Here is a 24,908-nt window from a genome sequence, read left to right as displayed (position 1 = left end):
ATATAGCTGATAACAAAGTTTTGATAATTTTTTGATATTCCATTGTAAGTGATGGGATTTAGCGGTATACTGTAAGTGGCTCATTTGGACTAACCTCCTGTTTGTTTGAACACTTACAGTATAGTCCTTTTGGGCTTTTTATTGTATTTTAAAATCAACTAGCACCACAGGTATATAATTATATTTGTCAAGTATTTTTTATAAAACCTTGACTTTTTTGCTTGCATGAAAAGCTAGGAAATCCTAGCTTTTTTCACTCTATAAGGTCTTTTGATTGTTTTTACTTTTTCGTTGGCATCTTGAGCATATCTCGTACCGCCCAAAAACCGAGCAAGGTCATGGCAAGACTAACATAAAATTCACCCGACATGTCAAAGAAAGTCACAACCCCAAAAACAAGCGCAATCATCAAACACACGACAATCCCTACCATCACAAGCGGATTGAGTGTATTTTTGATTGTCTTTGGAGCCATAAAAAAGTAATACAGCAAAATCAAAATCAAGACGATCAAGTAAAATATCATAGCCATTCCTTTACTAGGGGATTAGCACGCTCACGCTATTAGTCTTCGGCAGCCATTTTTTTCTTTTTAGCCGCTTTAGCACGTGCATTTTTATCCAAGATTTGCTTACGCAAGCGGATAGACTCTGGTGTTACTTCCATGTACTCATCATCGTTTAGGAATTCAAGCGATTCTTCCAGTGTCAAGATACGTGGTGTTTTAATGACAGCTGTCTGGTCTTTTGTTGCAGAGCGGACATTGGTCATTTGTTTTGCCTTGGTGATGTTTACAGTAAGGTCGTTTTCACGAGAGTTTTCCCCGATAATCATCCCTTCGTAAACTTCTGTACCTGGGTTGACAAAGATTGTTCCACGCTCTTCGATAGACATGATAGAGTAAGTGGTTGCCTTACCAGTATCGATAGAGACAAGAGCACCACGGTGACGTCCACCAATCTCAGCATTGATAACTGGCATATATTGGTCAAAGGTGTGGTTCATAATCCCGTAACCACGTGTCATAGAAAGAAACTCAGTTGGGTATCCAATCAAACCACGTGCTGGCGCTAGGAAAATCAAACGTGTTTGTCCGTTACCAGTTGATTGCATATCAAGCATCTCACCCTTACGCTCAGAAAGCGATTGGATGACAACTCCTTGGTATTCTTCAGGGGTGTCGATTTGGACACGCTCAAACGGCTCCATCTTCACACCGTCAATCTCTTTGATGATAACTTCTGGACGAGACACTTGAAGCTCATACCCTTCACGGCGCATAGTCTCAATGAGGATAGACAAGTGCAACTCACCACGACCTGAAACTGTCCATTTATCTGGTGAATCAGTCGCTTCAACACGAAGGGAAACGTCTGTTTGAAGCTCAGCAAGCAAGCGCTCTTCAACTTTACGTGATGTCACGTATTTTCCTTCACGCCCTGCAAATGGAGAGTTGTTAGCAAGGAAAGTCATCTGAAGCGTAGGCTCATCAATACGAAGTACTGGTAGTGGCTCGATAGCGTCTGTTGGGGTGATCGTCTCACCGACAAAGATGTCCTCCATACCAGAGACCGCAATCAAATCACCTGCTTTTGCTTCTTGGATTTCACGACGTTCAAGACCAAAGAAACCAAAGAGTTTTGTGACACGGAAGTTTTTGGTTGTGCCGTCAAGTTTTGAAAGAGTTACTTGGTCACCGACCTTAACAGTTCCACGGAAGACACGTCCGATACCGATACGTCCCACAAAGTCATTGTAGTCAAGAAGAGACACTTGGAACTGCAATGGCTCATCTGAGTTATCCACTGGTGCAGGGATGTGCTCGATGATGGTATCAAAGATAGGTGCCATTGTGTGCTCTTGATCAGCTGGATTATCTGATAGAGATGATGTTCCGTTGATAGCTGAAGCGTAAACCACTGGGAACTCTAGCTGGTCATCATCAGCACCAAGCTCGATAAAGAGCTCAAGCACTTCGTCAACGACTTCTTCTGGGCGAGCAGATGGTTTGTCGATTTTATTGACCACAACGATAGGTGTCAGATTTTGCTCAAGGGCTTTTTTCAAAACGAAGCGCGTTTGTGGCATAGTACCTTCGTAGGCATCAACGACTAGGACAACACCGTCTACCATTTTCATGATACGCTCAACTTCACCACCGAAGTCCGCGTGCCCTGGGGTATCCATGATATTGATACGTGTGCCGTTGTAAGCTACGGCAGTATTTTTTGCCAAAATCGTGATACCACGCTCTTTTTCAAGGTCGTTTGAGTCCATGGCACGCTCTTCAAGCTCTTTACGCTCATCGAGTGTATGGGATTGTTTTAACAACTCATCAACCAAGGTTGTTTTACCGTGGTCAACGTGGGCAATAATAGCGACATTACGAATGTCTTCTCTTAGTTTTGTCATGATTTCCTCTGTAATCTTAAAGTATTCAACTTATGAATTATACCATAAATTGCGGCAAAAAACAGAACAGGAGCAATTGTAAATGTTTTCAGACTTTGTAAACCGTTTCTTTTGACAAAAGTTTCATCTTAGATACCTTTTTTTAAACAACAAGTAAAAAGAGACAACGATAAACAGAACCAGCCAAGCTAAAAAGCTAAGTAATGCTATTGTCTTTAGGAGCCGAAATGATTGGCACTCTTTTTAAGCTATAAAGGAGCAAGAGAAAGGTGGCAATCAGAAACAGAAGCACTAGCTGATTTACCGTCAACACTAGAATCAAAACAGAAACCAGCAGACGAGAAAAGACAGTTCCTAGTTGAAAATAGGTCATCAAACCACCCTCAATCGTAGCTAGCTGCTCTTCTGGCAGACGATTATAAATCAAAGCATTGTATTTAGGGTTGATTGCCCCAGTAGCGACACCTGTAAAAGCCAAGCACAATAACAGGAGATAAGGCTGATGAAGAAAAAGGCTGACAAACATGAGAAAAACACCCAGTGTTCCCATGCGTAAAAGAGATAAAATACTCATCTTTTTCAACAGATTCATCACCCAAGACGCTCCCCACAATCATCCCCACTGTCATTGCAATATTAACCTCAGCAAGTGTGACAGAAGCATTTTCCAGCATAAAAGCCGTATCTTGAGCTATCATCAACACAAGCAAAGAGGGAAGAACAACAAAGATACTATTGATAACGGGAACAATCATCATAGACAGGCGCAATTCTGGAACACTTGTGAGCTCTCTGACAGCTAGTAAAAGACTTGACCACAAGCGACCAAATCCACCTTTTTCGTCTCCATCCTCTCTATTTTCTGTCATTTTTATAGGATTTTTTGCTAATAATTTCTTAATAGAAGGTGTCAAAAGCACTAGGATGAGAAAGGACATTAGAAAGGTAGCAGCATTCAAAAAAGCCAACTGACTGTAAGTGAAAAAGCTCATCAGTGCTGCTGAGGTAGTCTGAAAAAGTATGATAGAAACTGCAAAGACAGACTGACGAAGCGCCATGGAGTCAGCTCTTTCCTCATCTGAAACGACCCTGAGGCTGATGGGAATGTAAAGACCGTTTTCGTACTGACCTGCAAAATCACCGAAAACATTGAACACACTAGCCAAAATCACAATCCACAAGGCTGGCTCAAAAGTCATGGCACAGCCGATTCCTACATACAAGACCACTCGAAAGAGCTGGGTGAGTTTAATCGTGGCTAACTTATTTCTAGTCCGATCAGATAAATAACCTGTCAAAAGGGAGAGAAACACAGGAAAAATTTCAGAAAAATTGACAATAGACAGGGCTAACTTAGTATCTGGCAATTGCAAAACATAGTTCATCAGCGCCAGATAATAAACCATGTCTCCAAAATTAGACAAAAGGTCAGCCCCCATCAGAGACATGTACAAGCGGTTGGACAACATTTTTTTCATCAAAAAAACTCCTTTCACTGACAAGGTCGAGCACAAGATTGACTAGACCTTATATCTAGCTTTATTATAGAAATTTACCTTTGAAAAACAAGGTCTTTTAAGCAAGTGGTTAGGTAACACATAGTAAGTGGTTAAAAAAGGATAGTAAAAAAGTAGATGATCGTACTTAATCATCTACTTCATACTAAAGTTTTTCTATTGCTTTTTTTCCTTTATCTTCCCATTCCAATAGTCAAGCCCGTCTTTTAGGACGTAGAGGTCTTGGTAACCTGCTTTTTTGAGCATGATGATAGTTCGAGGTAGCGATTGACTGCGAGTGCTATCGTAGATAAGCACAGGCTTGTCCTTACGGATAGCAGACAGGCTATTTTTTAGTTGGCTCGCTGGTAGATTACGTGCGCCCAAGATATGCTTTGTCTGAAAGCTGCTTGGCTCACGAATATCAATCAACTGACCTGTATGTATCTTTTCTTCAAAGCTAGGATTGTCTAGAAAGGTCGCTGCACGACGCACTCGAAAATAGTTCCATGCGGTATAGAGCATGACACAGACCATAATGGCAACTAAAACCCAAATGAGCATGCCTACCTCCTAGTCTGCCATAAACTTGCTAGCAAGGCTAGCTGCTCCGATAATACCTGCGTCATTTCCAAGCTCTGCAATTTTAACCTTAGTTGACTTACGAACTTGTGGGAACGTATAGCGTGTGAAGTATTTTTCCACACGGCTACGCAAGAACTCACCCGCAGCAGACACACCACCACCGATAACGATAGAGTCAGGGTTTAGGATATTTGAGATGTTAGCTGTTGCTAAACCGAGATATTGTGATACTTTATCAACAACAATCAATGAAAAAGTATCGCCATCTTTTGCAGCATCAAAGATGTCTTTACTTGTCACGGCTTCTCCATTGTCAATTGTAGCCTTGATAGGAGAGTCTCCCTCATACTCTTCTGCAATGCGGCGTGCCACACGCACAACACCTGTTGCTGAAGCCACTGTCTCAAGACAGCCGATATTGCCACAAGTACACTCAAAACCATCCTCAGGCTCGATAACGATATGCCCAATCTCACCACCAGCACCCGCAACACCGTGGATAAGATTGCCATCAGCAATCACTCCACCTCCAACACCAGTGCCTAGTGTCACAAAAACAACGTCTGGATTGTTGGCACCAGCACCAACCCAACGTTCACCAAGTGTTGCGACATTGGCATCATTGTCAATAGCAAATGGAATGCCCAATTCCGCTTCGATGACAGAGCCGACCTCTTGAGTCTCTGCCCAGTTTAGGTTAAAGGCACCTGTTACCGTTTTCTTGTCACGGTCAACAGAACCTGGAGACCCCATCCCGATACCGATAAAGTCATCCTTTGTCAAACCGTAAAGACCCATGCGATGTTTTAGGGAAGCAACGATATCAGGAACGATGTGTTTTCCGTCTTCTAAGATGTTGGTATCAATCGCCCATTTTTCCTGAATGGTGCCATCTTGCGTGAGAATACCAAACTTGATCGTTGTTCCACCAAGGTCAATACCCAGAAGTTTTTTAGTCATTTGCTTTCTCCTCTTCTATACGATGTTCGCGCCTTAATATCAATTCCGCTTTGAGGTAGTCGTCCTTTGTGATGAGTTGATTTTCATAAAGCTTTTCAAGCTCTATTTTCATCACCTCAATGTCGTAAAGACGCTTGCCCACGTAGACATAAATACCAAAACGTTTCAATAACTGCTGCACATCATAAAGTGTTTTCATGCTGTTATTTTATCAAAAATAGTGAGGCTTTTCAATAGCTTTATGCAATCGTTTGCACTTTCTTTGTTTTTGCAATCAAAAAAGCTAGAGTGACTCTAGCTTTTCACTTTATTTACGAAGACCTGGTGCTTGACCAAGCTCAGCTTGAAGCATCCAGATAGTCTTTTCAACATCAGCTTGCGCATCTGAGAAGAGGTCGTTACTTGGGTTGTCGCCTTCTTCATCAGTCACATCAAGACCTACTTGGTAAAGGTTTGAAAGGTAAGTGTAAACTTCTACCAAACGTGCTAAATGCTCAGCCATTGGTTTGTCAAAAGAACCTTTTGTTTCGCTCAAACGAGAGTTTTCATCAAACTCTTTGAGTGTTGAGTAAGGCGCACCACCAATAGTGATCAAACGCTCACTCATTTCATCAAGAGTGGCATTGAGGCTATCCATCAATTCATCCATTTTTGGATGGAGGTAGTAAAAACCAGCGCCACGCATGTACCAGTGTACTTGGTGCACGATAGAGTAAGCTTTTGAAAGGTCAGCAACAGCTTGGTTCAAAACGGCTTTTGTCTTGGCATTTTTTGCACCTGGAGCTGTGACATTGTGTGTAACAGCAGTGTAGATAGCTTCTTTGTCTAAAATTTGAGTCATGTTCTCGTCCTCCTGTGTGAGATGGTCATAAGTTATGCTAATCGTTTCTTATTTAGAATAATTATCATTTGATTATATTACTATTATATCTTTTTAGCGCTGAATTGCAAGAATTTAGCACTCTTTTGCGAATAAAAAGGTATGAACATTCTATTATATTTTAGCCTTGCTGCTTCTATCGCCTCTTTTTTAGGTCTTGTTGTTGACCGTTTCCCTGAACATTCCATTGTTCTTCCTGCCAGTCATTGTGACCATTGTCAAAGCAAGCTTGGCATTAGTGAGATAATTCCCATTTTATCGCAAGTTTACTACGGGAGTCGCTGTAAACACTGCAAACACGCTATTCCAAAGCGCTACATGGTTATCGAAGTCATTTGCGGCATTTTATTTGTTCTTTTTGGGCTTGGGCAGATGCAGTTGACGACACTTCTCCTACTCTTGATGAGCTTGACGCTATCACTTTATGACCTCGACCAGCAGGAGTATCCTGTTTTTGTCTGGTTGATCTTTACTAGTCTTTTGCTGCCTTTTGCTCACAGCTACAGCCTTTTTGGGGTTTTGTGTCTCTTTGGCATTTTAGCTTATATGGTTCCGCTTAAAATCGGCAGTGGCGACTTTTTCTATCTCGCTACGCTTAGTCTTATCATGGACAAGATGAGCTTCTATGGATTATCCAAATTGGCTCTTGGCTAGGTATTATCACTATTCTAAGTCGTAAGCAAAAAAGAACCCCTATCGCTTTTGTTCCCTTTTTAGCAGCTGGTTTTGTTCTTGTCCTCCTTATGCAACAGCTTGGACTGTTCCTTTAAGATAAGTCTTTTGGAAAATGATAGAGTTGTGGATACTTGTAACACTCAGGATTTTTAGGATGGCAAATCGCTCGTCCAAAGGAAATCATCGCTTGATGGGCTTTTAGCCACTCTTCTTTTGGCAAAACATCCATGACACGCTTTTCAATCTCAAGCGGTGTCGCATTTTGCTTACAAATCTGATGGTGTTTGCAAATACGTGTCACGTGTGTATCCACAGCAAAAGCAGGAATGCCATAGCCAACACTAAGCACAACATTTGCAGTCTTTCTACCAACACCTGCTAAACTCTCCAATTCTTCTCGTGTTTTTGGCACCTGACCATCAAAATTTTCGAGCAGTTGAATAGCACACTTGTGGAGAAAACGGGCTTTGTTGCGGTAAAGCCCCAGTCTTGAAATGTAGGGCTCAATCTCTGTTGGTGTTGCCTTGGCAAAACTTTCTGGATCTGGAAAGCGCTCAAACAAGGCAGGTGTGACTTTATTGACCGCAGCGTCTGTCGTCTGTGCCGACAGCATTACTGCCACTAAAAGTTCAAAAACAGAGTTAAAATCTAAACTTGGCTTGGCGTCGGGAAAGAGTTTGATAATCTCACGAATAACATATCTTGATTTAGCTTTTGATAGCATGGTCAACTCCTTTGTTTTTTTCTATTATATCATGTCAAAAGCCAAGCACACTTGTAAAAGCTCGCAAAAAGCTAGGACTAAGTCCTAGCTTTTTAGTCCACAATCACCAACGACTTAATAGCTGTTCGTGCATCCATCGCTTCATAAGCTTTTGCAATCTCATCTAAGCTGTAAGCATGTGTAAAGACCTTTCCAGGTTGAATGTCTCCTTTTAAGACAGCGTCAAGTAAGCGTGATTTGACGTGTGTGGTAACAGCTGCGATACCGCCACGCAGTCCAATATTTTTGACAAAGAGCTGGGTTGTATTGATCTCTGACTTTTGAGGAACGCCGACACGACCGATGATTGCTCCAGGGCGTGTTGCTTGAATAGCAGTCGCTACAGACTGCTCGGTGCCCACACATTCCAAAACAGCGTCCACACCAGAGCCATCTGTCAAATCTAAAAGGTGCTTGACAGCTTCATTGCCACGCTCTTCGATGATATCTGTCGCTCCAAAGGCGAGCGCAAGTGACTGACGATTGTGGTGACGACTGGTAGCGATGATACGCTTAGCACCAAGTAACTTAGCTGATAGGATACCACAAAGTCCTACAGCACCATCTCCTAAGACAAGAACGGTATCTCCTTTTTTGACCTCAGCGGTTATAGCAGCGTGATAACCTGTAGCCATCACGTCTGAGAGCGTTAAAAGCGAGTTTAGCATGTCTTCGCTATAGTCACTAGGCTGACCAGGGATTTTGACAAGACCGCCATTGGCATTGTAATAGCGGACATACTCTGCCTGATAGCCTATATCATGAGCGCCGGGATTATTTTGACAATTGCCATCAAAGCCCGAACGACAAGCCACACAATAGCCACAACCATGCGTAAAAGGAACCACGACAAAGTCACCGACCGCAACAGAAGTCACTTCACTTCCTACCTCATCGACAATACCGATTGCCTCGTGTCCTGCTAGTGTATCGCTATCTCTCTTAGAAATCCCACGATACCACCACAAGTCAGAGCCGCAAACGCAAGTGCGCAAGACACGAATGATAACGTCTGTTTTACTCTGCAGTTGTGGTTTGTCAACCTCCTTGACCTCTACTCTTCCTGGCTCTATAAAAACCGTTGCTTTCATAAATATCCCCCTTGATAGTGTATTCTGTAGTTATTGTAGCATAAGTTTGCCCCTTCGTCACTTAATCGTTGATAAAAAATATGAGGTTGCCTTTGGCAACCTCATGTCTTTCTTATTTGGCTTCGATAAGTCCTAGCTCACCGTCTTCACGACGATAAAGAACGTTTGTTGTAGCGTCTTCTGCGTCTGTGTAGATGAAAAAATCATGTCCTAGAAGTTCCATTTGTAGGATAGCTTCTTCAACATCCATTGGTTTTAAGCTGACGTGTTTAGTACGAACAACCTTTGTTTCTGGAACTTGCTCAATAGCTTCTGCTTCAAATTCATCTGTGAAAACTTGTCCAGCTGGTACTTTTTCACGGTGTTTTTTAGCGATTTTTGTTTTGTTTTTGCGGATTTGGCGCTCGATTTTATCAACAACCAAGTCAATAGAGCCATACATGTCTTGAGAAACATCCTCAGCACGAAGCACAACGGCATCCACTAAGATAGTCACTTCAACTTTTGAAGATTTTTCACGGTAAACTTTCAAGTTGACACGTGTGTCCAGTGTTTGATCTTCATTAAAATATTTTTCAATTTTAGCAAGTTTGTTTTCAACATAAGAACGAAGGGCATCTGTAACTTCGATGTTTTCTCCGCGAATACTAAATTTAATCATAAAGTACCTCTTTCTTGCGCTCATCACGCTTTCTTTATTATCATTATAACCGCTTTCATGAAAGTTTGCAAGTTTTTAACGCACTAATGAAAAAGTTCTTATCTGCTTGACACCATTTTCCTTTAGCAAAGAGACGATATCATCTAGTGTAGCGCCTGTGGTGTAGATGTCATCAACCACTACTATCTTGTCTGGTAACGGCACCCCTGCTACCACAGAAAAAGGATTGTCATGAGAGAGACGCTCCTGCCTTGAGAGGCTTGACTACTTGGTGATATGGGCTTTTTGAAGAATTTCTTGATAAGAGACTTTAGCAGCGTCTAATAGAGCAGTGACTTGATTGAACTGACGCTCTTGGTAGCGCTCAGGGCTAACAGGTACTGGCGCTATCGTGTAGCCTTTAAAGAAACGTAAATGCGCTTTCAATTCATTTGCAAAAGCATGGCGTAAGAGATAATCTCCCTCAAACTTAAAGGCAGAAAAATAAGCTTTCATGTTATCGTTGTACTGATAGAGCGCTTGATGATGGACGGTGTAGCCTTTTTTTGACCATTCCTTGCAGTCTTGACACTGCTTGTCTATGTGTGATTTAAAACAGGTCGGGCAGTGACTTTTTGAAACTTTCTCAAAGCCTTGATAACAGTCTGGACAAAGGCGATGTTGGCTAGGTCTTAGACTTAGAATATCTGAAAAATGCAAAGGTTCTTCATAGTAACTCCCACAGAGCAAACAGGTCATTAAAAACCTCCTTTTTTGTTCATATCTTTGATTTCGGCTATGGATTGTTTGATGGCTTTGGTGAGTCCGGCATGGAAAAAGAGAAGCTCGCCTGTTGGACGCTCCATACTCCTACCTACCCTCCCTGCAATCTGCACCAGAGCACTTCTAGTATAGAGCCTGTGGTGCGCTTCAATCACAAAGACATCCACACAAGGAAAAGTCACACCACGCTCCAGGATAGTTGTCGAGACAAGCATGGAAATCTCTTGCTTGCGAAAAGCTTCGACCAGCTCTAATCTATTTTCCGTCTGGCTAGAGACAAAGCCTACCTTTTCGTATGAGAAATGACGCTCTAGACACTTAGCAAACTGCTGACCTTCTTTGATATTGGGATAAAAAAGCAAGAGGGGAAAGCCTGTTTGCCGTTGTTTTTTGATATGATAGTATAAGGTCCTTGGTAAGCGCTGTTTGGTCAGACATTTAAGGACATTTTCCTGCCAAATGGGCTTTGGGACGACAAGTGGATTGGCGTGGAAACGCCGTGCCAAGTGAAGTTTTTGCAGCTCTCCTTTTTTGACCATTTTCTCTAGAGCATCTGTGGAGGTTGCAGTTAGATAGACAGTGACTCCAGCTGATGTCACAGCATGCTTTGCCGCATGATAGAGACTAGGATTGTCCACAAAAGGAAAAGCATCCACCTCATCAATAATCAGCAAATCAAAAGCCCTGTAGAAAGTCATCAGCTGATGTGTCGTTGCGATAACCAAAGGCGAGCGCTGGTAGGCTTCTGACTCACCATGCAAGAGACTAATCGGACAGGAAAAATCCCGTCTCAAGCGCTTATCAAGTTCTATACAGACATCCACCCTAGGACTTGCCACGCAAACAGCACCGCCCTTGTCAATGACACTAGCAATAGCCTGATAAATCATCTCAGTCTTTCCGGCACCTGTCACCGCATGCACAAGCAGATTTTGCCCCTTAGCAATGCCATCCACCAAACCATCTGACACCTCTTTTTGAAAAGGCGTTAGCTGACCAGACCAGTTGAGACACTGGGTCTTAGGAAAAGCAATTTGTGGAAAATGACAAAGCTGGCTGGTGCTGGTCAAACGCCCAAAGACGATACAAGTCCTACAATAAAAATTTCCTGTGGGAAGCAATGTCGCCTTATCAACCTTTTGTCCACAGCGCAGGCAGATGTCGCTATTGCCCTGCTTTTTAAAGGCTGGCACAACTTGAGCTTGCTGGGCAAAAACGTCTGGCACTCTTTCCTTGGGCAAGCGGCGCCCGTAAAAATCTTCTAATGTCTCCATACCTATCTATCCGAAAATCCTTGCTAAACGAGGAGTTTTTGGTACAATTTTGATATGGACTATAAAACAATCAAAGAAGACGGTATTGTCGAGGAAATTATCAAAAAATCACGCTTTATTTGTCAGCTAAAGCGTATCACAAGCGAAGAAGAGGGGCGAAACTACATTGCTGCTATCAAAAAAGAGCACTACAAAGCCAACCATTCCTGCTCTGCTATGATTATCGGCGAACGTGGAGAGATTAAGCGCTCTAGTGACGATGGTGAACCTAACGGAACAGCTGGTGTGCCTATGCTGACTGTACTTGAAAAGCAAGAACTGACCAATATCGTTGCTGTCGTGACACGTTATTTTGGTGGTATCAAGCTCGGTGCTGGCGGGCTTATTCGTGCTTATGCTGGCAGTGTCGCTCACGCTACCAAAAAAATCGGACTGGTGCATGTCAAGGAGCAAGCTGGGCTTGAGTTGACACTGACTTATCCCCAGTACCAAGTTTTTGCCAACTTCCTAGAGCAAGAAAATCTCACCGAGCAAAACACACAGTTTTTAGAGCAGGTGACGACTGAACTTTACGTGGATCCTGAGGTTCTTGATGCGACACAAGAACACCTCATTGATTTTTACCAAGGCAAAATCACCATGACTAAAATCGACCCACAGATTATCGAAGTGCCACTTGAGCTAAGTGATAAAGAAGACCTATCACGGTGATAAAAAATGTGTATTTTACAATCAGGAAAAGGGCGTTTATACTAAGACTACAAACCTAAAAAGCGAGGTAAACCCTATGTCAACGATTTACAACTCTATTACCGAATTGATTGGAAATACACCGATTATCAAACTCAACCGTATCGTCCCTGAAGGCGCAGCTGATGTTTATGTCAAAGTCGAAGCTTTCAACCCTGGCTCTTCTGTCAAAGACCGTATCGCTCTTGCCATGATTGAAGACGCTGAAGAACGTGGTATCATCAAGCCTGGTGACACTATCGTTGAGGCAACTTCTGGAAATACCGGCATTGGACTTTCTTGGGTTGGGAGTGCCAAAGGCTACAAGGTTGTCATCACTATGCCTGATACCATGTCGATTGAACGTCGCAAAATCATCCAAGCTTACGGCGCAGAGCTTGTCTTGACACCAGGAAATGAAGGCACAAAAGGCGCTATCATCAAGGCTCAAGAAATTGCTAAAGAGCGTAACGGCTTTATCCCAAGCCAATTTGAAAACCAAGCCAATCCTGCTATCCACGAAAAAACAACAGGTCAAGAAATTCTCAAAGCATTTGGCGAGGACGGCTTAGACGCTTTTGTAGCAGGTGTCGGTACAGGTGGAACGATAACAGGGGTTTCACGTGCTCTCAAAAAAGCAAATCCAAATATCAAAGTCTACGCTGTTGAAGCAGATGAGTCAGCTATCCTCTCTGGTGAGCAACCTGGACCACACAAAATTCAAGGTATCTCTGCTGGATTCATCCCAAACACACTTGACACCAAGGCTTATGACCAAATCATCCGTATCAAATCTGACGACGCCCTAGCCACTGGACGCACTATCGGTGTCAAGGAAGGCTTCCTCGCTGGTATCTCTGCTTCAGCTGCTATCACAGCTGCCATCGAGGTCGCAAAAGAACTCGGTCAAGGCAAAAAAGTGCTAGCGCTTCTGCCTGACAACGGTGAGCGTTACCTCTCAACTAGTCTCTATGATTTTGATAATTAAACCAAAAAAGAAGGCTCATTGAGACTTCTTTTTAGTTATGTTTTTGTTGTTTCAAAAAGACCTTTGCTTCTCTTATCCAGATGGGCAATTCTTCAACAAAAGGTTTAAAGCCAATCTTGTAGCGGCTGTTTGAGAAACGGTGGCGATGTGGGAAATGGTGTTTTTCTTCCTCCAAGGTGCGCATAGATAGGCTTGCCTTTTGGCTAAACTCATCATAATCCACCACCTGCACCAAAACCTCCTCACCAACAGACAAGGTTTTGTAGATATTGTCAATATAGCCCGTCTTAATCTCAGAGATATGGATAAGCCCAGTCGTACCATTTTCTAGTAAAACAAAGGCGCCATAAGGCTTAATGCCTGTGATGGTTCCCTTGTATTTTTCACCAATTTTCATCTATTCACTAACCTCGATTGTCTCAATAACGACATCCTCAACTGGTCGGTCTTGCGCTCCTGTCTCAACAGTAGCAATCTTATCAAGTGTCTTGTAAGACTCTTCACCAACCAGCTGACCAAAGACAGTGTGTCTGCGGTCTAGGTGCGGTGTACCACCGTTTGCAGCATAGATTTCTGCGATTTCCTCTGGCCAGCCACCACGCACCAGCTCTTTTTTGGCATAAGGAATCTTGCTATTTTGAACAATGAAGAATTGACTGCCGTTGGTGTTTGGACCGGCATTTGCCATAGAGAATGCCCCACGGACATTGTAGAGCTCTTCTGAGAACTCATCCTCAAAGCTATCGCCATAGATGGACTCGCCACCCATACCTGTACCTGTTGGGTCACCCCCTTGAATCATGAACTCTTCAATCACACGGTGGAAAATGATACCATCGTAGTAGCCTTGTTTAGCAAGACCTAGGAAGTTTGCTACTGTTTTTGGTGCATGGTCTGGGAAAAGCTTGACGCTCATATCCCCAAGATTAGTCTTGATGGTCGCAACTGGTCCGTCAAAGTCTTCGATATCTGTTTGTGGGAAGGATAATTGTTTGTCAATCAAACCAAGAGCCACAAGAGCATCTCTGATACCATGCTCTTCAAGCGAAGTCGTTACGTAATCTGCTTTTTCTTTGAGCTCAAGTACACCGTCTCCCATAGCCACAGAAAGCCCAGCATAGTCAAAGAGTTCCATGTCATTTTGTCCATCACCAAAGACAAGGATGTTTTCAGCACTAATGCCGAGTTTGTCAGCTACTTCTTTGACACCAGTAGCTTTTGAGATGTGTGCTTGAACAACGTCTGAAGAGTTTTCATGCCAACGTACCAAACGAAGACTTTCTTGCAATTCTTTTGATAGTTGCAAGCTGTCGCCGACTTCCTCAAAAGTCCACATTTGATAGACATCGTTGGTCTTGTAGTAGTCTGGCTCAACATCACAGACGCCGTAAACTGGCACCATAGCATTGTCAATCAAGTCTGAGCGTTCTGAGACAACAGGCTTGTCAGCACCGCAAAAACCGTAAGCAATCTTATTTTCCTCTGTCCAAGCGATGTATTCTTCGATGACTTCTTTTGAAATCGGGTGTTTTTGAATTGGCTTTGCATTCTTATCAAGAATATAAGCGCCATTGATAGTCACAAAATAATCTGGCTTGAGGTCACGAATCTCTGGCACAACACCGTAGTAGGCACGCCCAGAAGCAATCCCAACGGTGATACCTTTTTTCTTGAGCTCAGCAAAGACAGACGGAATACTGTCTGGGATAAGACCTGTCGCTTTTCTGCGAAGTGTGTCGTCAATATCGAAAAAAACAGCCTTAATTTTTTTAGCTTTGTACTTTACTTTGGCATCCATGATAGACTCCTTTAGTTCTTAAATTGTTTATATATTCTCTATTATACCATTTAATAGTCATCTTGTGGAACCAGATGATGTTGAAAGGCATAAACAACAGCTTGCGTGCGGTCAGCGACTTCTAACTTGGCAAGGATATTAGACACGTGGGTCTTGACTGTCTTTAGCGAAATAAAAAGTTCGTCAGCAATCGTTTGATTGTCATAGCCTTTAGCAAGCAGCGCTAAGATGTCACGCTCTCTAGCGGTCAATTCCTCATAGAGCTCTGGCTGACTGTCGTGAGCTTTTATTTTTTTGTCCACTTCAGTTTCGATGGCTAGCTCATTTCTTGCGACCTTGCGAATGGCATGTAAGATCTCAGAAGCGCTAGAAGTCTTGAGCATATAGCCTTTAGCACCAGCCTTGATAACTGGATAAATCTTGCTGTTATCGAGATAGGAGGTCAATACCAAGATTTTCACATCTTCCCATTCCTTTAATAGCGCAAGCGTCGCTTCAACGCCGTCCATCTCAGGCATGACCAGATCCATCACCACCACATCTGGACGCTTCTCAAGAGCAAGGCGAATGCCTTCCTCACCATTGACCGCCTCGCCAACGACCTCGACGTCCTCTTGTAAATCTAAAAAACTCTTTAAGCCAATTCTGACCATCTCGTGGTCATCTACTAAAATCACCTTAATCATCGTCGTTCTCACTTTCTTGCGTCTCTTCTACATCCTCAGCTATCAAGGGCAAGCGAATATCTAAGCTCGTGCCCTTACCAGCTTGACTGAGCAATTGAATGGTTCCTGCCAAATCATCCACTCGGTCTCTGATATTTTTTAGCCCATAGCTCAGCTCATGGTGCTCGTCAATATCAAACCCAACACCGTTATCCACCATTTTGAGCTGCAAGCTGTTGTCTGTCTGGTGGAGGTAAACCTCAAGCCGTGTGGCTTTGGCATGTTTTAGAGTATTGCTGATAAATTCCTGACCAATCCGAAAGACATTCTCCTCGACTTTTTTAGGCAATGTGGTCACGTTATTTTCATAGACCACTTGGATGTTGCTCTTGTCGGTCAGCTCTTTTAAGATAAGGTCAAATCCTTCAGATAACGTGCGATTTTCAAGCTCAATAGGGCGCAGGTGCAAGAGCAAAATCCGCAAATCATTCTGCGCTTTCTCAAGTGTATCTTCGACCACTTGGAGTTGCTTGGTCATCTTCTCGCTGTCGATATGGCGAGCGTTTTGGATGAGCCCTGATAAAATCATGGTCGCTGCAAACAAATCCTGACTCACCGTGTCATGCAAATCCCTGGCAATACGCCCTCGTTCTTTTTTGACGATTTCCTCATCGTTTAAAAGACCTGTGTTTTCAGTGTTTTGCAGGCTCGTTGTCAGCTGTGCCATCTTTTTAGACAAGCGCTTCAAGTTGGTGTTGAGCTCTGTGTCTTCCTCAAGTTTTAGCGGTGTATTGGTGAGGATACGGCGCAGGTTGCGATTGATCTGGCGCTTACTCAAATCATCCAAAATCACCCAAAACAAGAGAAGTAAAACCGTCAGAGACACCGTGATGAAAAAGACTGAAAAGACAAAGCGCTCCGCTAACCAGATATTTTTAAAGGAATGCAACAAGTCAATCTTGAGACTATCCAGCGTCACAAAGACAATGGCAGACACCGTCAGAAGCGCATAAAAGAGCAGAAGCAGATAATATTGCTTTTTCATTGGCGTCTCACCTCCACATCTCCTGCCAAGGTGTTGACCACTAGCTTGACCCGCTTGACCTTTTTACTATCACTATCTTTAAAAAGGCTAATAGTTTCATTGCGCAAATCATACTGGTCAAAGTCCAGATAGCGAATGCTACCGTAAATCGAGCTCACCTCTGCCTTGATGGCAACATCAATAGGAACGATAATAGTCGTTGGACCAAACACCTTACGGATGAGAATGACATTATCTCGCCCCTCGACAATGACCTGCGTCAAGTCAATCGTGTCACTGCCCACCATTCGGATGATATTGATGTCATCAAAGGCATAGCTATCACTCTCATGCACGTTACTGCCAATCCACTGATTGCGCTCGTGTTTGGCTGTGAGAAAGGCATCCTGAAATTGCACAAGAGCATAGCGTTTTTTCTTTTTGACTTGAGAAAAATGATTGATAACCACATAAATCACCGCAAACACCACCATGAGGACAATGTAGGGATTGAGCATAAAGATAAAGAGCAAGAGCAAAAGGCTTGCGCTCAAGAGAAAATCCCCTCGGTTATCTTGATTGTAAAAGCGTACCACCATCAAAAGCGCTGCAACGATGAGAATAAAACGGGATAAATCCTCCTGTAAAATCGTCAGCAAACCCAGTGTCAGCAAAACGACCTCGACAATCACAAAAAATTGAAACTTTCGCATAGCCTGCCTTTCTTTTCTAAACTAAAAATGAGGATGAGACAAATGTCCCAGCCTCATTCATCCTATTTCTGCTTTCTGGCTTTCTAGTCAGAAGAATCTTGTGATTCTGTGCTACTGCTTGCTTCTGTTGAGGCTTCAGACTCACTGCTATCGCTAGTTGAGCTTGTTTGCGTACTACTTTGACTGCTTTGTGTAGACTCTTGTGAGGATGAGCTTTGAGTGCTTGACTCACTGCTACTTGCACTACCAAAGTAGAGGATAATCTCGTCAGAAGAAAGATCGATACGACTGCCTGCATACGGCTCTTGTGCCATGACAATATCAGATTGGCTGACGCTGCCAGACACATAGCTAGCTGTGCTGCTATTGTAGATGTATGTCCTAATACGGCTAGTCTTGACCCCTAAGCTCTTCAACTGAGCAAGCGCATCTGCATAGGTCATCTGATAGAGATTCGGCATCTCAACGCTGTTATTTTTAGCGACAGTAAAGGTAATCTTGCTTGTGCCACCAACAGTGAAGCTCTCACCCGAGCTAGGAGTTTGGCTGATAATGGTGCCATTTTCATACTCGGTGGTAGACACAGTTTTCTTTGTAATTTGCGAGCTCTTGATACCATAGCTACTCTTTAGCGTAGCGACAGCAGAAGAATAGCTATCACCTACAAAGTCCTGCATGGTAATGGTCTTGGTCGCTGAGGCAACATAGATGTTAATCTTTGAGCCTTGCTTTCTAGTGGTACCTGCGACTGGGTCAGTTCTGACCACCTGACCGCTATCAACATCTGAGCTTTCTATCTCCTTGACATCACCTACTTTAAGTTCCTTGTCTGTAATGGCTGTCTTAGCTTGCGCTAAGCTCATTCCTGCGACATTAGGCACTTCGACATTAGTTGGGGAGGTGAACGCTAAGTAAGCAATCACTACGATGATAACAGCTACTAGAGCAATGAAAGCCTTCACCGCTCCACCTAACCAACGCCTACGCAAGGACTCTTTCTTTTTGCTCTTGCCAGCTGACTTGGTCTGCGTAGCCTTGCTTGCTGCTTGTGATGAGGTCTGCTCCTCACGCTCTCTGGCTGCTTTTTGCTTTTCTAAAAGCTGTGCTGTTGAGAGATTAGTTTGCGTTTGAGAGACCTTTGGCAAGGTTTTGGTTGTCTCATTGTCTCCAAAGACGAGCTTTGGTTCATTTTTTCGGCTATCGCTAAGAGCTGTCGCCAAGTCACGACTCATCTCAATAGTCGAGGTGTAGCGGTCGGTCAACTTTTTAGCTGTCGCCTTGATGACGACATTTTCTAAAGCCTGCGGAACAGCCTTATTTTCTGCAATGATAGAAGGCAAGGGTTGCTGAAAATGCTGCAGGGCAATCGTAACGGCGCTATCGCCATCGTAAGGAATATGCCCTGTCAACATCTCAAAGAGCATAATTCCCATAGCGTAAATATCACTCTGCACCGTCGCTTTTGAGCCACGAGCCTGCTCTGGCGAGAGATAATGCACAGACCCTAACATGGAGTTGGTCTGTGTGAGACTGGTCTCAGCAAAAGCGACCGCAATCCCAAAGTCTGTCACCTTGACCGTTCCGTCACGGGTTAGAAGAATGTTTTGCGGCTTCAAGTCACGGTGGATAATTCCCTGCTGGTGAGCGAGTGTCATAGCAGAGAGGACTTCCTCCATGATACGCACCACAAGTGGATTTGGCAGTGGAGCGTGCGCTTGAATGTAGCGCTTGAGGTCAGGACCATCAATATACTCCATGACCAAGAACTGCTGCCCATCCTCCTCACCGATGTCACGAATGGCAACGATATTGGGATGGTTAAGCTCTGCCATGGCACGTGCTTCACGTTGAAAACGTGCCACCGCAATCTGGTCTGTTTGGTAATTGGTACGCAGCACTTTGATAGCGACTTCTTCATTGTCTAAGATTAAGTCACGTGCCAGATAGACATCTGCCATGCCGCCTCGTCCAATGGATTTTAAAATCCTATAACGACCAGCAAACAACTTTCCAATTTGTATCATGTGCTTGCCTCACTTTCAAAATGAACCAAAGCGACAGAAATATTATCTAGCCCCCCACGTTCATTTGCAAGTGCAATCAAAGCTCTACTCTTATCATCTAAGGACATATCCTCTGCCAAAATAGCTGTGATATCCTCTTTTGAAATCATGTTGGTAAGACCATCACTATTGATGACCAGATAATCACCTGCCTCAAGGACATGAGCCGCTAAGTCTGGCTCTACAGGGTTTGCTTGTCCGATAGACTGGGTGATGATATTTTTCTTTGGATGCATTTCTGCTTCTTCTTCGGTGATTTCACCAGCTTGTACCAAGGCATTGACCAAAGAGTGGTCGCTAGTTAATAGCTGATAATCACTTCCTCGAACAAGACCAATCCTAGAGTCACCAACATGGGCAAAAATAATATTATTGTCAACAATAGCTACGGCTTCAACAGTTGTCCCCATACCACGGTATTCTTCTTGCTGTCCCATCTCATGAATCTTTTGATTTTCCTCTTCGATGACATGAAGCAGCCAATCACGAATGTCCACTAACTCTGTAAAGCTAGTCTCCTCCCAAAGTCTACCAAGGTCTAGGACTGTCATCTCGCTGGCAACATTTCCAGCACGGTGTCCTCCCATGCCGTCAGCTAAGACCACAAGAGTAATCCCATTTTGATTTTCAAAATGGCTCACATAATCTTGATTGCTTGATCGACGTTGCCCAACGTCCGTTAACAGTGATAATTCCATAGTTTTTTCTTCCGACTGTTGTCTATTCTTTCTAAACACTCATACCATGCGTTTGAGCTGCGCAATGAAAAAGCCATCGCAGCCATATTGCTCTGGAGTGATGGTGATACAACCATCTTCGACAAGCTCCTGGCAAGGGTGTGTCAATTTTACTTGTGTAAAATGAGGATGTTCTTTTAGGAACTGTTTAATGACTTGACGGTTTTCAGTCTCAAAAATCGTGCAAGTACTATATGTTATTATACCACCTTTACGTATGGTTTGACAAACACTATCTAAGATTTCGAGCTGGACTTTGGCTAAAGCTTCAAAATCTTGGTTGGCTTTGTTGTATTTGATGTCTGGTTTACGTCTGATAAGCCCAATCCCTGAACATGGAGCGTCGACCAAGGCTTTATCAAAACTGCCTTTTGGAAAGACTTGGTGGACTTTTGTGGCGTCTAACTTTTTGGTGGTGATTTTATCAGCGACATGTAAGCGTTTAGCATTTCCCTCTACAAGTGCTAGCTTGTGGTCGTAAAGATCAAGCGCTGTGATATGTCCGACGGTCAAGTAAGATGCCATGTGGCTGGTCTTGCCACCAGGGGCGCTACAAGCGTCCAGAATAGTTTCATCTCCTTCTATGTCTAAGGTCGGTGCTACCAACTGACTAGACTCATCTTGAATGGTGATTTGTCCTTCTTGGAAATAACGTGACGCTGAAAAGTGCCCTGTCGCAGACACCAAGGCAGACTCCGCTACAAGCGAGTTCTCAAGACCAAGAGCCTCTTTGATTGCCTCTTTGTCCTCTAAGTTTGTGACACGCACACTGGCTTTATTGCGGACAAAAAGACTCTCTAAAATCGCCTCAGCACGCTTCTCACCATACTCATCTATCAATTTTTTGACCAGCCAGACTGGTGTGGAGTAGGTAATAGACAAGCGTTTATTTTTACGCTTAATACTAGCTAGGTCTGGCAAGCCCTCTCTAAGAATGCGACGTAACACGGCATTGACTAGCTTGCTGCTTTTAGGGTGTGCCACTTGTTTAGCAAGATTGACCGCTTCATTGACCACCGCATGATGAGGAACCTTATCCAGATAGACTAGCTGATAAAGACTCATCATCAAAAGTAAATAAATCTTTTTATCAAGCGTCTCACGGTCTGCGATATAGTGAGACAGATACCACTCAAGCGTTAGCTTTCTTGCCACCGTACCGTAGACAATCTCTGTGACAAGTCCCTTATCCTTAGCTGTGAGCTGGCTGTTTCTGAGCTGTTTATCAAGGACGATGTTTGAGTAAGCACCCTCGGTAAAGACATCCTCCAAGGTTTCAAGTGCTACCAAGCGTGCCTGTTTTGTTTTAGTTTCCAAAGTAATCTCCTACTTGTAAATTGCGACCGACACCGTTTAGAAAGTCAGCAATCGCCATTTTCGGCTTGCCTGCTGGCTGAACGACATCAAGGGCCAGAGCACCATCACCCGTTGCTACGATCAGCTCTTTCTTGCCTTTTTGGATAATCTCACCAGGTTTTCCACTACCTGCAACCTCGTGCACTTGATAGAGTTTGAAGCGTTTGCCATCAAGCAGTGTATGCGCCACAGGCCAAGGGTTCATTCCACGCACATGATTGAAAATCGCGCGAGCGGACTTTGTCCAGTCGATACGCTCTTCTTCTGGCGTGATATTAGGTGAGAAGGTCGCTTGGCTAGCGTCCTGTAGGACAGGTTTTAATTGACCAGAGAGATAATCTGGCAGGCTATCAAGCAATAAATCACGTCCAATCACGGCTAACTTGTCAAACATGGTTCCGACATTGTCCTCATCCGTAATCGATGTTTTGCGAGTCGCTATCATATCTCCAGCGTCCATCTCCTTGACCATCTCCATCAAGGTCACACCAGCTTCCTCATCACCATTGATAATGGCATAATGAATCGGTGCTCCACCACGGTATTTTGGCAGCAGTGAGGCATGGACATTGAGCGCAAAGTCAACACTGTCTAGAAGCTTACTTGGCAAGAATTGCCCAAAGGCTGCTGTGATGATACCATCTGCACCTAGTGACATGATGTCTGCTAACTCCTGACTGCCTGAGAGTTTTTCAGGCTGGTAGATAGGCAAGTTATGTTCAAGCGCTACTTCCTTGACCGGTGTCATGCGGATTTCTTTTTTACGTCCAACCGCTCGGTCTGGCTGCGTGACAACAGCTATAACCTCGTAGCGATTATCCGCTAACAAGCCTTTAAGCACTGTCGCTGAAAAGTCTGGCGTTCCCATAAAAATCAGTTTTGTCATAATCTCTCTTTTCTATATGTTTTGTGGTTCATTATCAATCTGAACCCACAGTTTTTTGTTGTCCTTTTCCTGCGTCCAATCAAGGATACGATTGAGAACTGTCTCTAGATTGTCCTCAAAGCGGTATTTGATAATGATGTGATAGTGGTATAAGTTATGCGTTCTGGCAATCGGTTTTGGCGTTGGACCAAGGAGTTTTGCTTCAGGGCTCAACGCTTCCTTTAGCATGGCTAAGACCTGATAGGCTTTTCTGGTCAACTCAAGCTCGTCTGCTAGCGAAAGCGTAATGCCCACCGTGTAATAATAAGGTGGATAAGACATCTGCTTACGCACACTCATCTCGTAGCGATAAAAGGTCTCGTAGTCCTGCTTTTTAGCTAGCTGAATGGCGTAGTGGTCTGGATTGTAGGTCTGGATGACCACCTCACCAGACTTGTCTCCTCGCCCTGCACGCCCTGCCACCTGCGTCAGCAATTGAAAGGTGCGCTCCGAACTGCGAAAGTCTGGGAGATTGAGCGACGTGTCCGCATTCAAGACGCCAACCAAGGTCACATTTGGAAAATCAAGCCCCTTGGCAATCATCTGTGTACCGAGTAATATGTCAGCTTCGCCATTACCAAAAGCCTTTAAAATCTTCTCATGTGCGCCTTTTTTGCGTGTCGTATCCACATCCATCCGCAAAATCCGAGCCTGTGGAAACACCTCCTGCAACTCGTCATAAGCCTTCTGCGTCCCTGTCCCATAGTAGGCAATGCTGCGACTATTGCAGTTGGGACAAGTCCTTGGAATAGCCTTTGTAAAGCCACAGTAATGGCAATTCATGGTCTTTGTGTCCATGTGCAGCGTCAGAGAAATATCGCAGTTGGGGCAGTTATCCACATAAGCACACTCCCGACACATGATAAAGCTGGAATAGCCCCTGCGGTTGAGCATAAGAACGCTCTGCTCACCCCTCTCGAGGCGATTGGCAATCTTCTCTAAAAGCAAAGGCGTGTAGTTGCTTGGGCTTTTTTGCCCTAGATAATCTCTAAAATCTGCAATCTCTACTTGAGGTAAGCTAGCCTTAGGATTAGCTCGCTTTGTTAACTGTAGAAAATGGTAGACCTTGCGACTAGCCCGTGCTCGACTCTCGATACTAGGCGTTGCAGAGCCCAGCACCACAACAGCCTTGTGGTATTTAGCACGGAGAATAGCAACGTCTCTAGCGTGGTAGCGAGGATTGGACTCTTGCTTGTAGCTTGCCTCATGCTCCTCATCGATGATGATGGCTCCGATATTATCAAGCGGTGAAAAGATAGCCGAGCGTGCGCCAACGACCACACGGGCTTTACCTGACTTTATCTTGCGCCACTCGTCGTACTTCTCTCCATCAGACAAACCAGAGTGCATGATAGCCACTTGCTTGCCAAAGCGGGAGATAAAGCGGTGAGTCATCTGCGGGGTCAAGGAAATCTCAGGCACAAGGACAATCGCTGTTTTCCCTTGCTTTAGGACCTTGTCAATAATATGCAGGTAAACCTCGGTCTTTCCAGAACCTGTCACACCTTCTAGTAAAAAGGGGGTGCTATCCTTGCCAATCGCTGCGCTCACCGTCTCAACGATAGCCTGCTGTTCGTCATTTAAGGTCAGAAAATCCGTCTTTTCCACCGTCTCAAAATAACTATCCGCACGGTTAACAAGGCGCTCAGACAGCGTGATTGCTTGCGCTTCGATGAAAAACTGAACCACATCACGTGAGTACTTTTCTCGTAAATCACTGAGCTTGCCCTTTGGAGACGTCTCTAGGTACTCTTTCAACGCTTGACGCTTCTTAGCCCTTTGGCTAATCTCTAGAGAAGCTAGGATAGCAGAGTTGACTTGATAGTACTTCTGCGTTTTAACCGTCTTTTTGTCCTTGGCGAGATAATCAAGGGCGACCTTTTTTTGCCTAGCTAGTCTGGTAAGAAGCTGTTTTTGGGCGTCTGATACTTCTGAGTAGCGCACGCTAGCTTGTCCTGAAAAAGCACTGTCAATGACATCTTGAGGCGTCTCATCCGTCACGGAAAAAAGCTTGTCATACTGTGAGTTTAAAAGGCTTGGCAGCATGGACTTGAGGATAGAAATCTTATAGGAAAAGACTGTTTTTCGCATGGCGTCCGCAAGCGCTAGCTGTTCTTCATTGAGAACTGGCTCTGGGTCGAGCACTTCTGCGATTTCCTTTAGAGATTGTGAACTGTCTACCTGCTCCTTAAAGCCAACGACAAAGCCCTGCAAGAGCCGATTACCAGCCCCAAAAGGCACGTGAACTCGACTACCAAGCGCAACATCCTCTTCTAAGTCCTTTGAAATAGCATAAGAAAAGGGTTTATCAGTCTGCATAAGAGCAGCATCCACAATGACTTGTGCAACTT

Annotated in this window: 27 protein-coding genes; 3 read left to right on the top strand and 24 right to left on the bottom strand. The window is 44.0% G+C overall.

Translation table 11 applies throughout. From position 1 onward, the window contains the following. Positions 1–280 precede the first annotated feature (280 nt). The 8 genes from AALA56_RS00690 to AALA56_RS00655 form a co-directional block, all read right to left on the bottom strand. The gene (locus tag AALA56_RS00690; RefSeq protein ID WP_277294962.1) at positions 281–526 is read right to left on the bottom strand and encodes a DUF3165 family protein; all 246 of its coding nucleotides are present in this window, start codon (positions 524–526) and stop codon (positions 281–283) included. 38 nt (positions 527–564) lie between these two features. Continuing rightward, entirely contained in the window at positions 565–2,412 is a 1,848-nt protein-coding gene (typA, locus tag AALA56_RS00685) for a translational GTPase TypA (protein ID WP_369908298.1), read from the bottom strand. A gap of 196 nt (positions 2,413–2,608) precedes the next feature. Further along, positions 2,609–2,938, bottom strand: a complete 330-nt coding sequence (locus AALA56_RS00680; RefSeq protein ID WP_369908297.1) for a hypothetical protein — start codon at positions 2,936–2,938, stop codon at positions 2,609–2,611. Beyond that, complete coding sequence (locus tag AALA56_RS00675; protein WP_369908296.1) at positions 2,850–3,890, bottom strand: MFS transporter; 1,041 nt, start codon at positions 3,888–3,890, stop codon at positions 2,850–2,852. The genes AALA56_RS00680 and AALA56_RS00675 overlap by 89 nt, the downstream gene beginning before the upstream one ends. A 195-nt stretch (positions 3,891–4,085) precedes the next feature. Next, positions 4,086–4,472, bottom strand: a complete 387-nt coding sequence (locus AALA56_RS00670; RefSeq protein ID WP_115270677.1) for a rhodanese-like domain-containing protein — start codon at positions 4,470–4,472, stop codon at positions 4,086–4,088. Positions 4,473–4,481: 9 nt separating this feature from the next. Further along, complete coding sequence (locus tag AALA56_RS00665) at positions 4,482–5,453, bottom strand: ROK family glucokinase (RefSeq protein ID WP_369908294.1); 972 nt, start codon at positions 5,451–5,453, stop codon at positions 4,482–4,484. After that, on the bottom strand, positions 5,446–5,652 hold the full coding sequence (locus AALA56_RS00660) for a YqgQ family protein (RefSeq protein ID WP_115270681.1): 207 nt from the start codon (positions 5,650–5,652) through the stop codon (positions 5,446–5,448). The genes AALA56_RS00665 and AALA56_RS00660 overlap by 8 nt, the downstream gene beginning before the upstream one ends. A 108-nt stretch (positions 5,653–5,760) precedes the next feature. Then, positions 5,761–6,294 (bottom strand): Dps family protein, encoded by a 534-nt coding sequence (locus AALA56_RS00655; protein WP_164682455.1) that lies wholly within the window; start codon positions 6,292–6,294, stop codon positions 5,761–5,763. A 141-nt stretch (positions 6,295–6,435) separates the two neighbouring features. Here AALA56_RS00655 and AALA56_RS00650 point away from each other — a divergent pair, with 141 nt between their 5' ends. After that, positions 6,436–6,987: a prepilin peptidase gene (locus AALA56_RS00650; RefSeq protein ID WP_369908293.1), complete on the top strand. Its 552-nt coding sequence runs from the start codon at positions 6,436–6,438 to the stop codon at positions 6,985–6,987. Between the two features lie 112 nt (positions 6,988–7,099). Here the strand turns inward: AALA56_RS00650 and nth are convergent, their stop codons facing one another. The 6 genes from nth to AALA56_RS00620 all read right to left on the bottom strand — a co-directional run bounded on the left by nth (position 7,100) and on the right by AALA56_RS00620 (position 11,559). Next, positions 7,100–7,732 carry an endonuclease III gene (gene nth, locus AALA56_RS00645; RefSeq protein ID WP_369908292.1) on the bottom strand — a complete coding sequence of 211 codons (633 nt, stop codon included), beginning with the start codon at positions 7,730–7,732 and terminating at the stop codon, positions 7,100–7,102. Positions 7,733–7,824: 92 nt separating this feature from the next. Further along, complete coding sequence (locus AALA56_RS00640) at positions 7,825–8,862, bottom strand: zinc-binding dehydrogenase (RefSeq protein ID WP_369908291.1); 1,038 nt, start codon at positions 8,860–8,862, stop codon at positions 7,825–7,827. A gap of 112 nt (positions 8,863–8,974) precedes the next feature. Continuing rightward, positions 8,975–9,523, bottom strand: a complete 549-nt coding sequence (gene hpf, locus AALA56_RS00635) for a ribosome hibernation-promoting factor, HPF/YfiA family (protein ID WP_164682447.1) — start codon at positions 9,521–9,523, stop codon at positions 8,975–8,977. A gap of 75 nt (positions 9,524–9,598) precedes the next feature. Next, positions 9,599–9,739: a phosphoribosyltransferase family protein gene (locus tag AALA56_RS00630; RefSeq protein ID WP_369908290.1), complete on the bottom strand. Its 141-nt coding sequence runs from the start codon at positions 9,737–9,739 to the stop codon at positions 9,599–9,601. A 48-nt stretch (positions 9,740–9,787) separates the two neighbouring features. Next, positions 9,788–10,261: a ComF family protein gene (locus AALA56_RS00625; RefSeq protein ID WP_369908289.1), complete on the bottom strand. Its 474-nt coding sequence runs from the start codon at positions 10,259–10,261 to the stop codon at positions 9,788–9,790. Beyond that, complete coding sequence (locus AALA56_RS00620) at positions 10,261–11,559, bottom strand: DEAD/DEAH box helicase (RefSeq protein WP_369908288.1); 1,299 nt, start codon at positions 11,557–11,559, stop codon at positions 10,261–10,263. The genes AALA56_RS00625 and AALA56_RS00620 overlap by 1 nt, the downstream gene beginning before the upstream one ends. A 54-nt stretch (positions 11,560–11,613) precedes the next feature. Between AALA56_RS00620 and AALA56_RS00615 the strand changes: the two genes are divergently transcribed. After that, entirely contained in the window at positions 11,614–12,270 is a 657-nt protein-coding gene (locus AALA56_RS00615; RefSeq protein WP_369908287.1) for a YigZ family protein, read from the top strand. A 76-nt stretch (positions 12,271–12,346) separates the two neighbouring features. Then, positions 12,347–13,276 carry a cysteine synthase A gene (gene cysK, locus AALA56_RS00610; RefSeq protein ID WP_369908286.1) on the top strand — a complete coding sequence of 310 codons (930 nt, stop codon included), beginning with the start codon at positions 12,347–12,349 and terminating at the stop codon, positions 13,274–13,276. A 31-nt stretch (positions 13,277–13,307) separates the two neighbouring features. On the opposite strand, the gene AALA56_RS00605 is transcribed toward cysK, so the two are convergent. From AALA56_RS00605 to AALA56_RS00560, 10 genes are all read right to left on the bottom strand, one after another. After that, the gene (locus AALA56_RS00605) at positions 13,308–13,673 is read right to left on the bottom strand and encodes a S1 RNA-binding domain-containing protein (protein ID WP_115268507.1); all 366 of its coding nucleotides are present in this window, start codon (positions 13,671–13,673) and stop codon (positions 13,308–13,310) included. Then, positions 13,674–15,074, bottom strand: a complete 1,401-nt coding sequence (locus AALA56_RS00600) for a Cof-type HAD-IIB family hydrolase (protein WP_369908285.1) — start codon at positions 15,072–15,074, stop codon at positions 13,674–13,676. Positions 15,075–15,124: 50 nt separating this feature from the next. After that, the gene (locus AALA56_RS00595; protein ID WP_369908284.1) at positions 15,125–15,760 is read right to left on the bottom strand and encodes a response regulator; all 636 of its coding nucleotides are present in this window, start codon (positions 15,758–15,760) and stop codon (positions 15,125–15,127) included. Continuing rightward, positions 15,753–16,784 carry a sensor histidine kinase gene (locus AALA56_RS00590; protein WP_369908283.1) on the bottom strand — a complete coding sequence of 344 codons (1,032 nt, stop codon included), beginning with the start codon at positions 16,782–16,784 and terminating at the stop codon, positions 15,753–15,755. Before AALA56_RS00590 ends, AALA56_RS00595 begins: the two co-directional genes overlap by 8 nt. Further along, positions 16,781–17,476, bottom strand: coding sequence for a cell wall-active antibiotics response protein LiaF (gene liaF / locus AALA56_RS00585; protein WP_369908282.1), 696 nt, complete (start codon positions 17,474–17,476; stop codon positions 16,781–16,783). The genes AALA56_RS00590 and liaF overlap by 4 nt, the downstream gene beginning before the upstream one ends. An 83-nt stretch (positions 17,477–17,559) precedes the next feature. Next, entirely contained in the window at positions 17,560–19,500 is a 1,941-nt protein-coding gene (pknB, locus tag AALA56_RS00580) for a Stk1 family PASTA domain-containing Ser/Thr kinase (RefSeq protein WP_369908281.1), read from the bottom strand. Beyond that, positions 19,497–20,237, bottom strand: coding sequence for a Stp1/IreP family PP2C-type Ser/Thr phosphatase (locus tag AALA56_RS00575; RefSeq protein WP_369908280.1), 741 nt, complete (start codon positions 20,235–20,237; stop codon positions 19,497–19,499). Before AALA56_RS00575 ends, pknB begins: the two co-directional genes overlap by 4 nt. A 39-nt stretch (positions 20,238–20,276) precedes the next feature. Further along, entirely contained in the window at positions 20,277–21,593 is a 1,317-nt protein-coding gene (gene rsmB / locus AALA56_RS00570; RefSeq protein WP_369908279.1) for a 16S rRNA (cytosine(967)-C(5))-methyltransferase RsmB, read from the bottom strand. Continuing rightward, positions 21,583–22,518, bottom strand: a complete 936-nt coding sequence (gene fmt, locus AALA56_RS00565) for a methionyl-tRNA formyltransferase (protein ID WP_369908278.1) — start codon at positions 22,516–22,518, stop codon at positions 21,583–21,585. Before fmt ends, rsmB begins: the two co-directional genes overlap by 11 nt. 12 nt (positions 22,519–22,530) lie before the next feature. Next, positions 22,531–24,876, bottom strand: coding sequence for a primosomal protein N' (locus AALA56_RS00560; protein WP_369908301.1), 2,346 nt, complete (start codon positions 24,874–24,876; stop codon positions 22,531–22,533). Positions 24,877–24,908: the final 32 nt, after the last annotated feature.

The sequence above is a fragment of the Streptococcus hyointestinalis genome (genome assembly GCF_041225505.1).
Taxonomy (GTDB): domain Bacteria; phylum Bacillota; class Bacilli; order Lactobacillales; family Streptococcaceae; genus Streptococcus; species Streptococcus hyointestinalis_B.
Note: the sequence above shows the minus strand (reverse complement) of the source record. Positions and strands in the feature narration are given on the sequence as shown.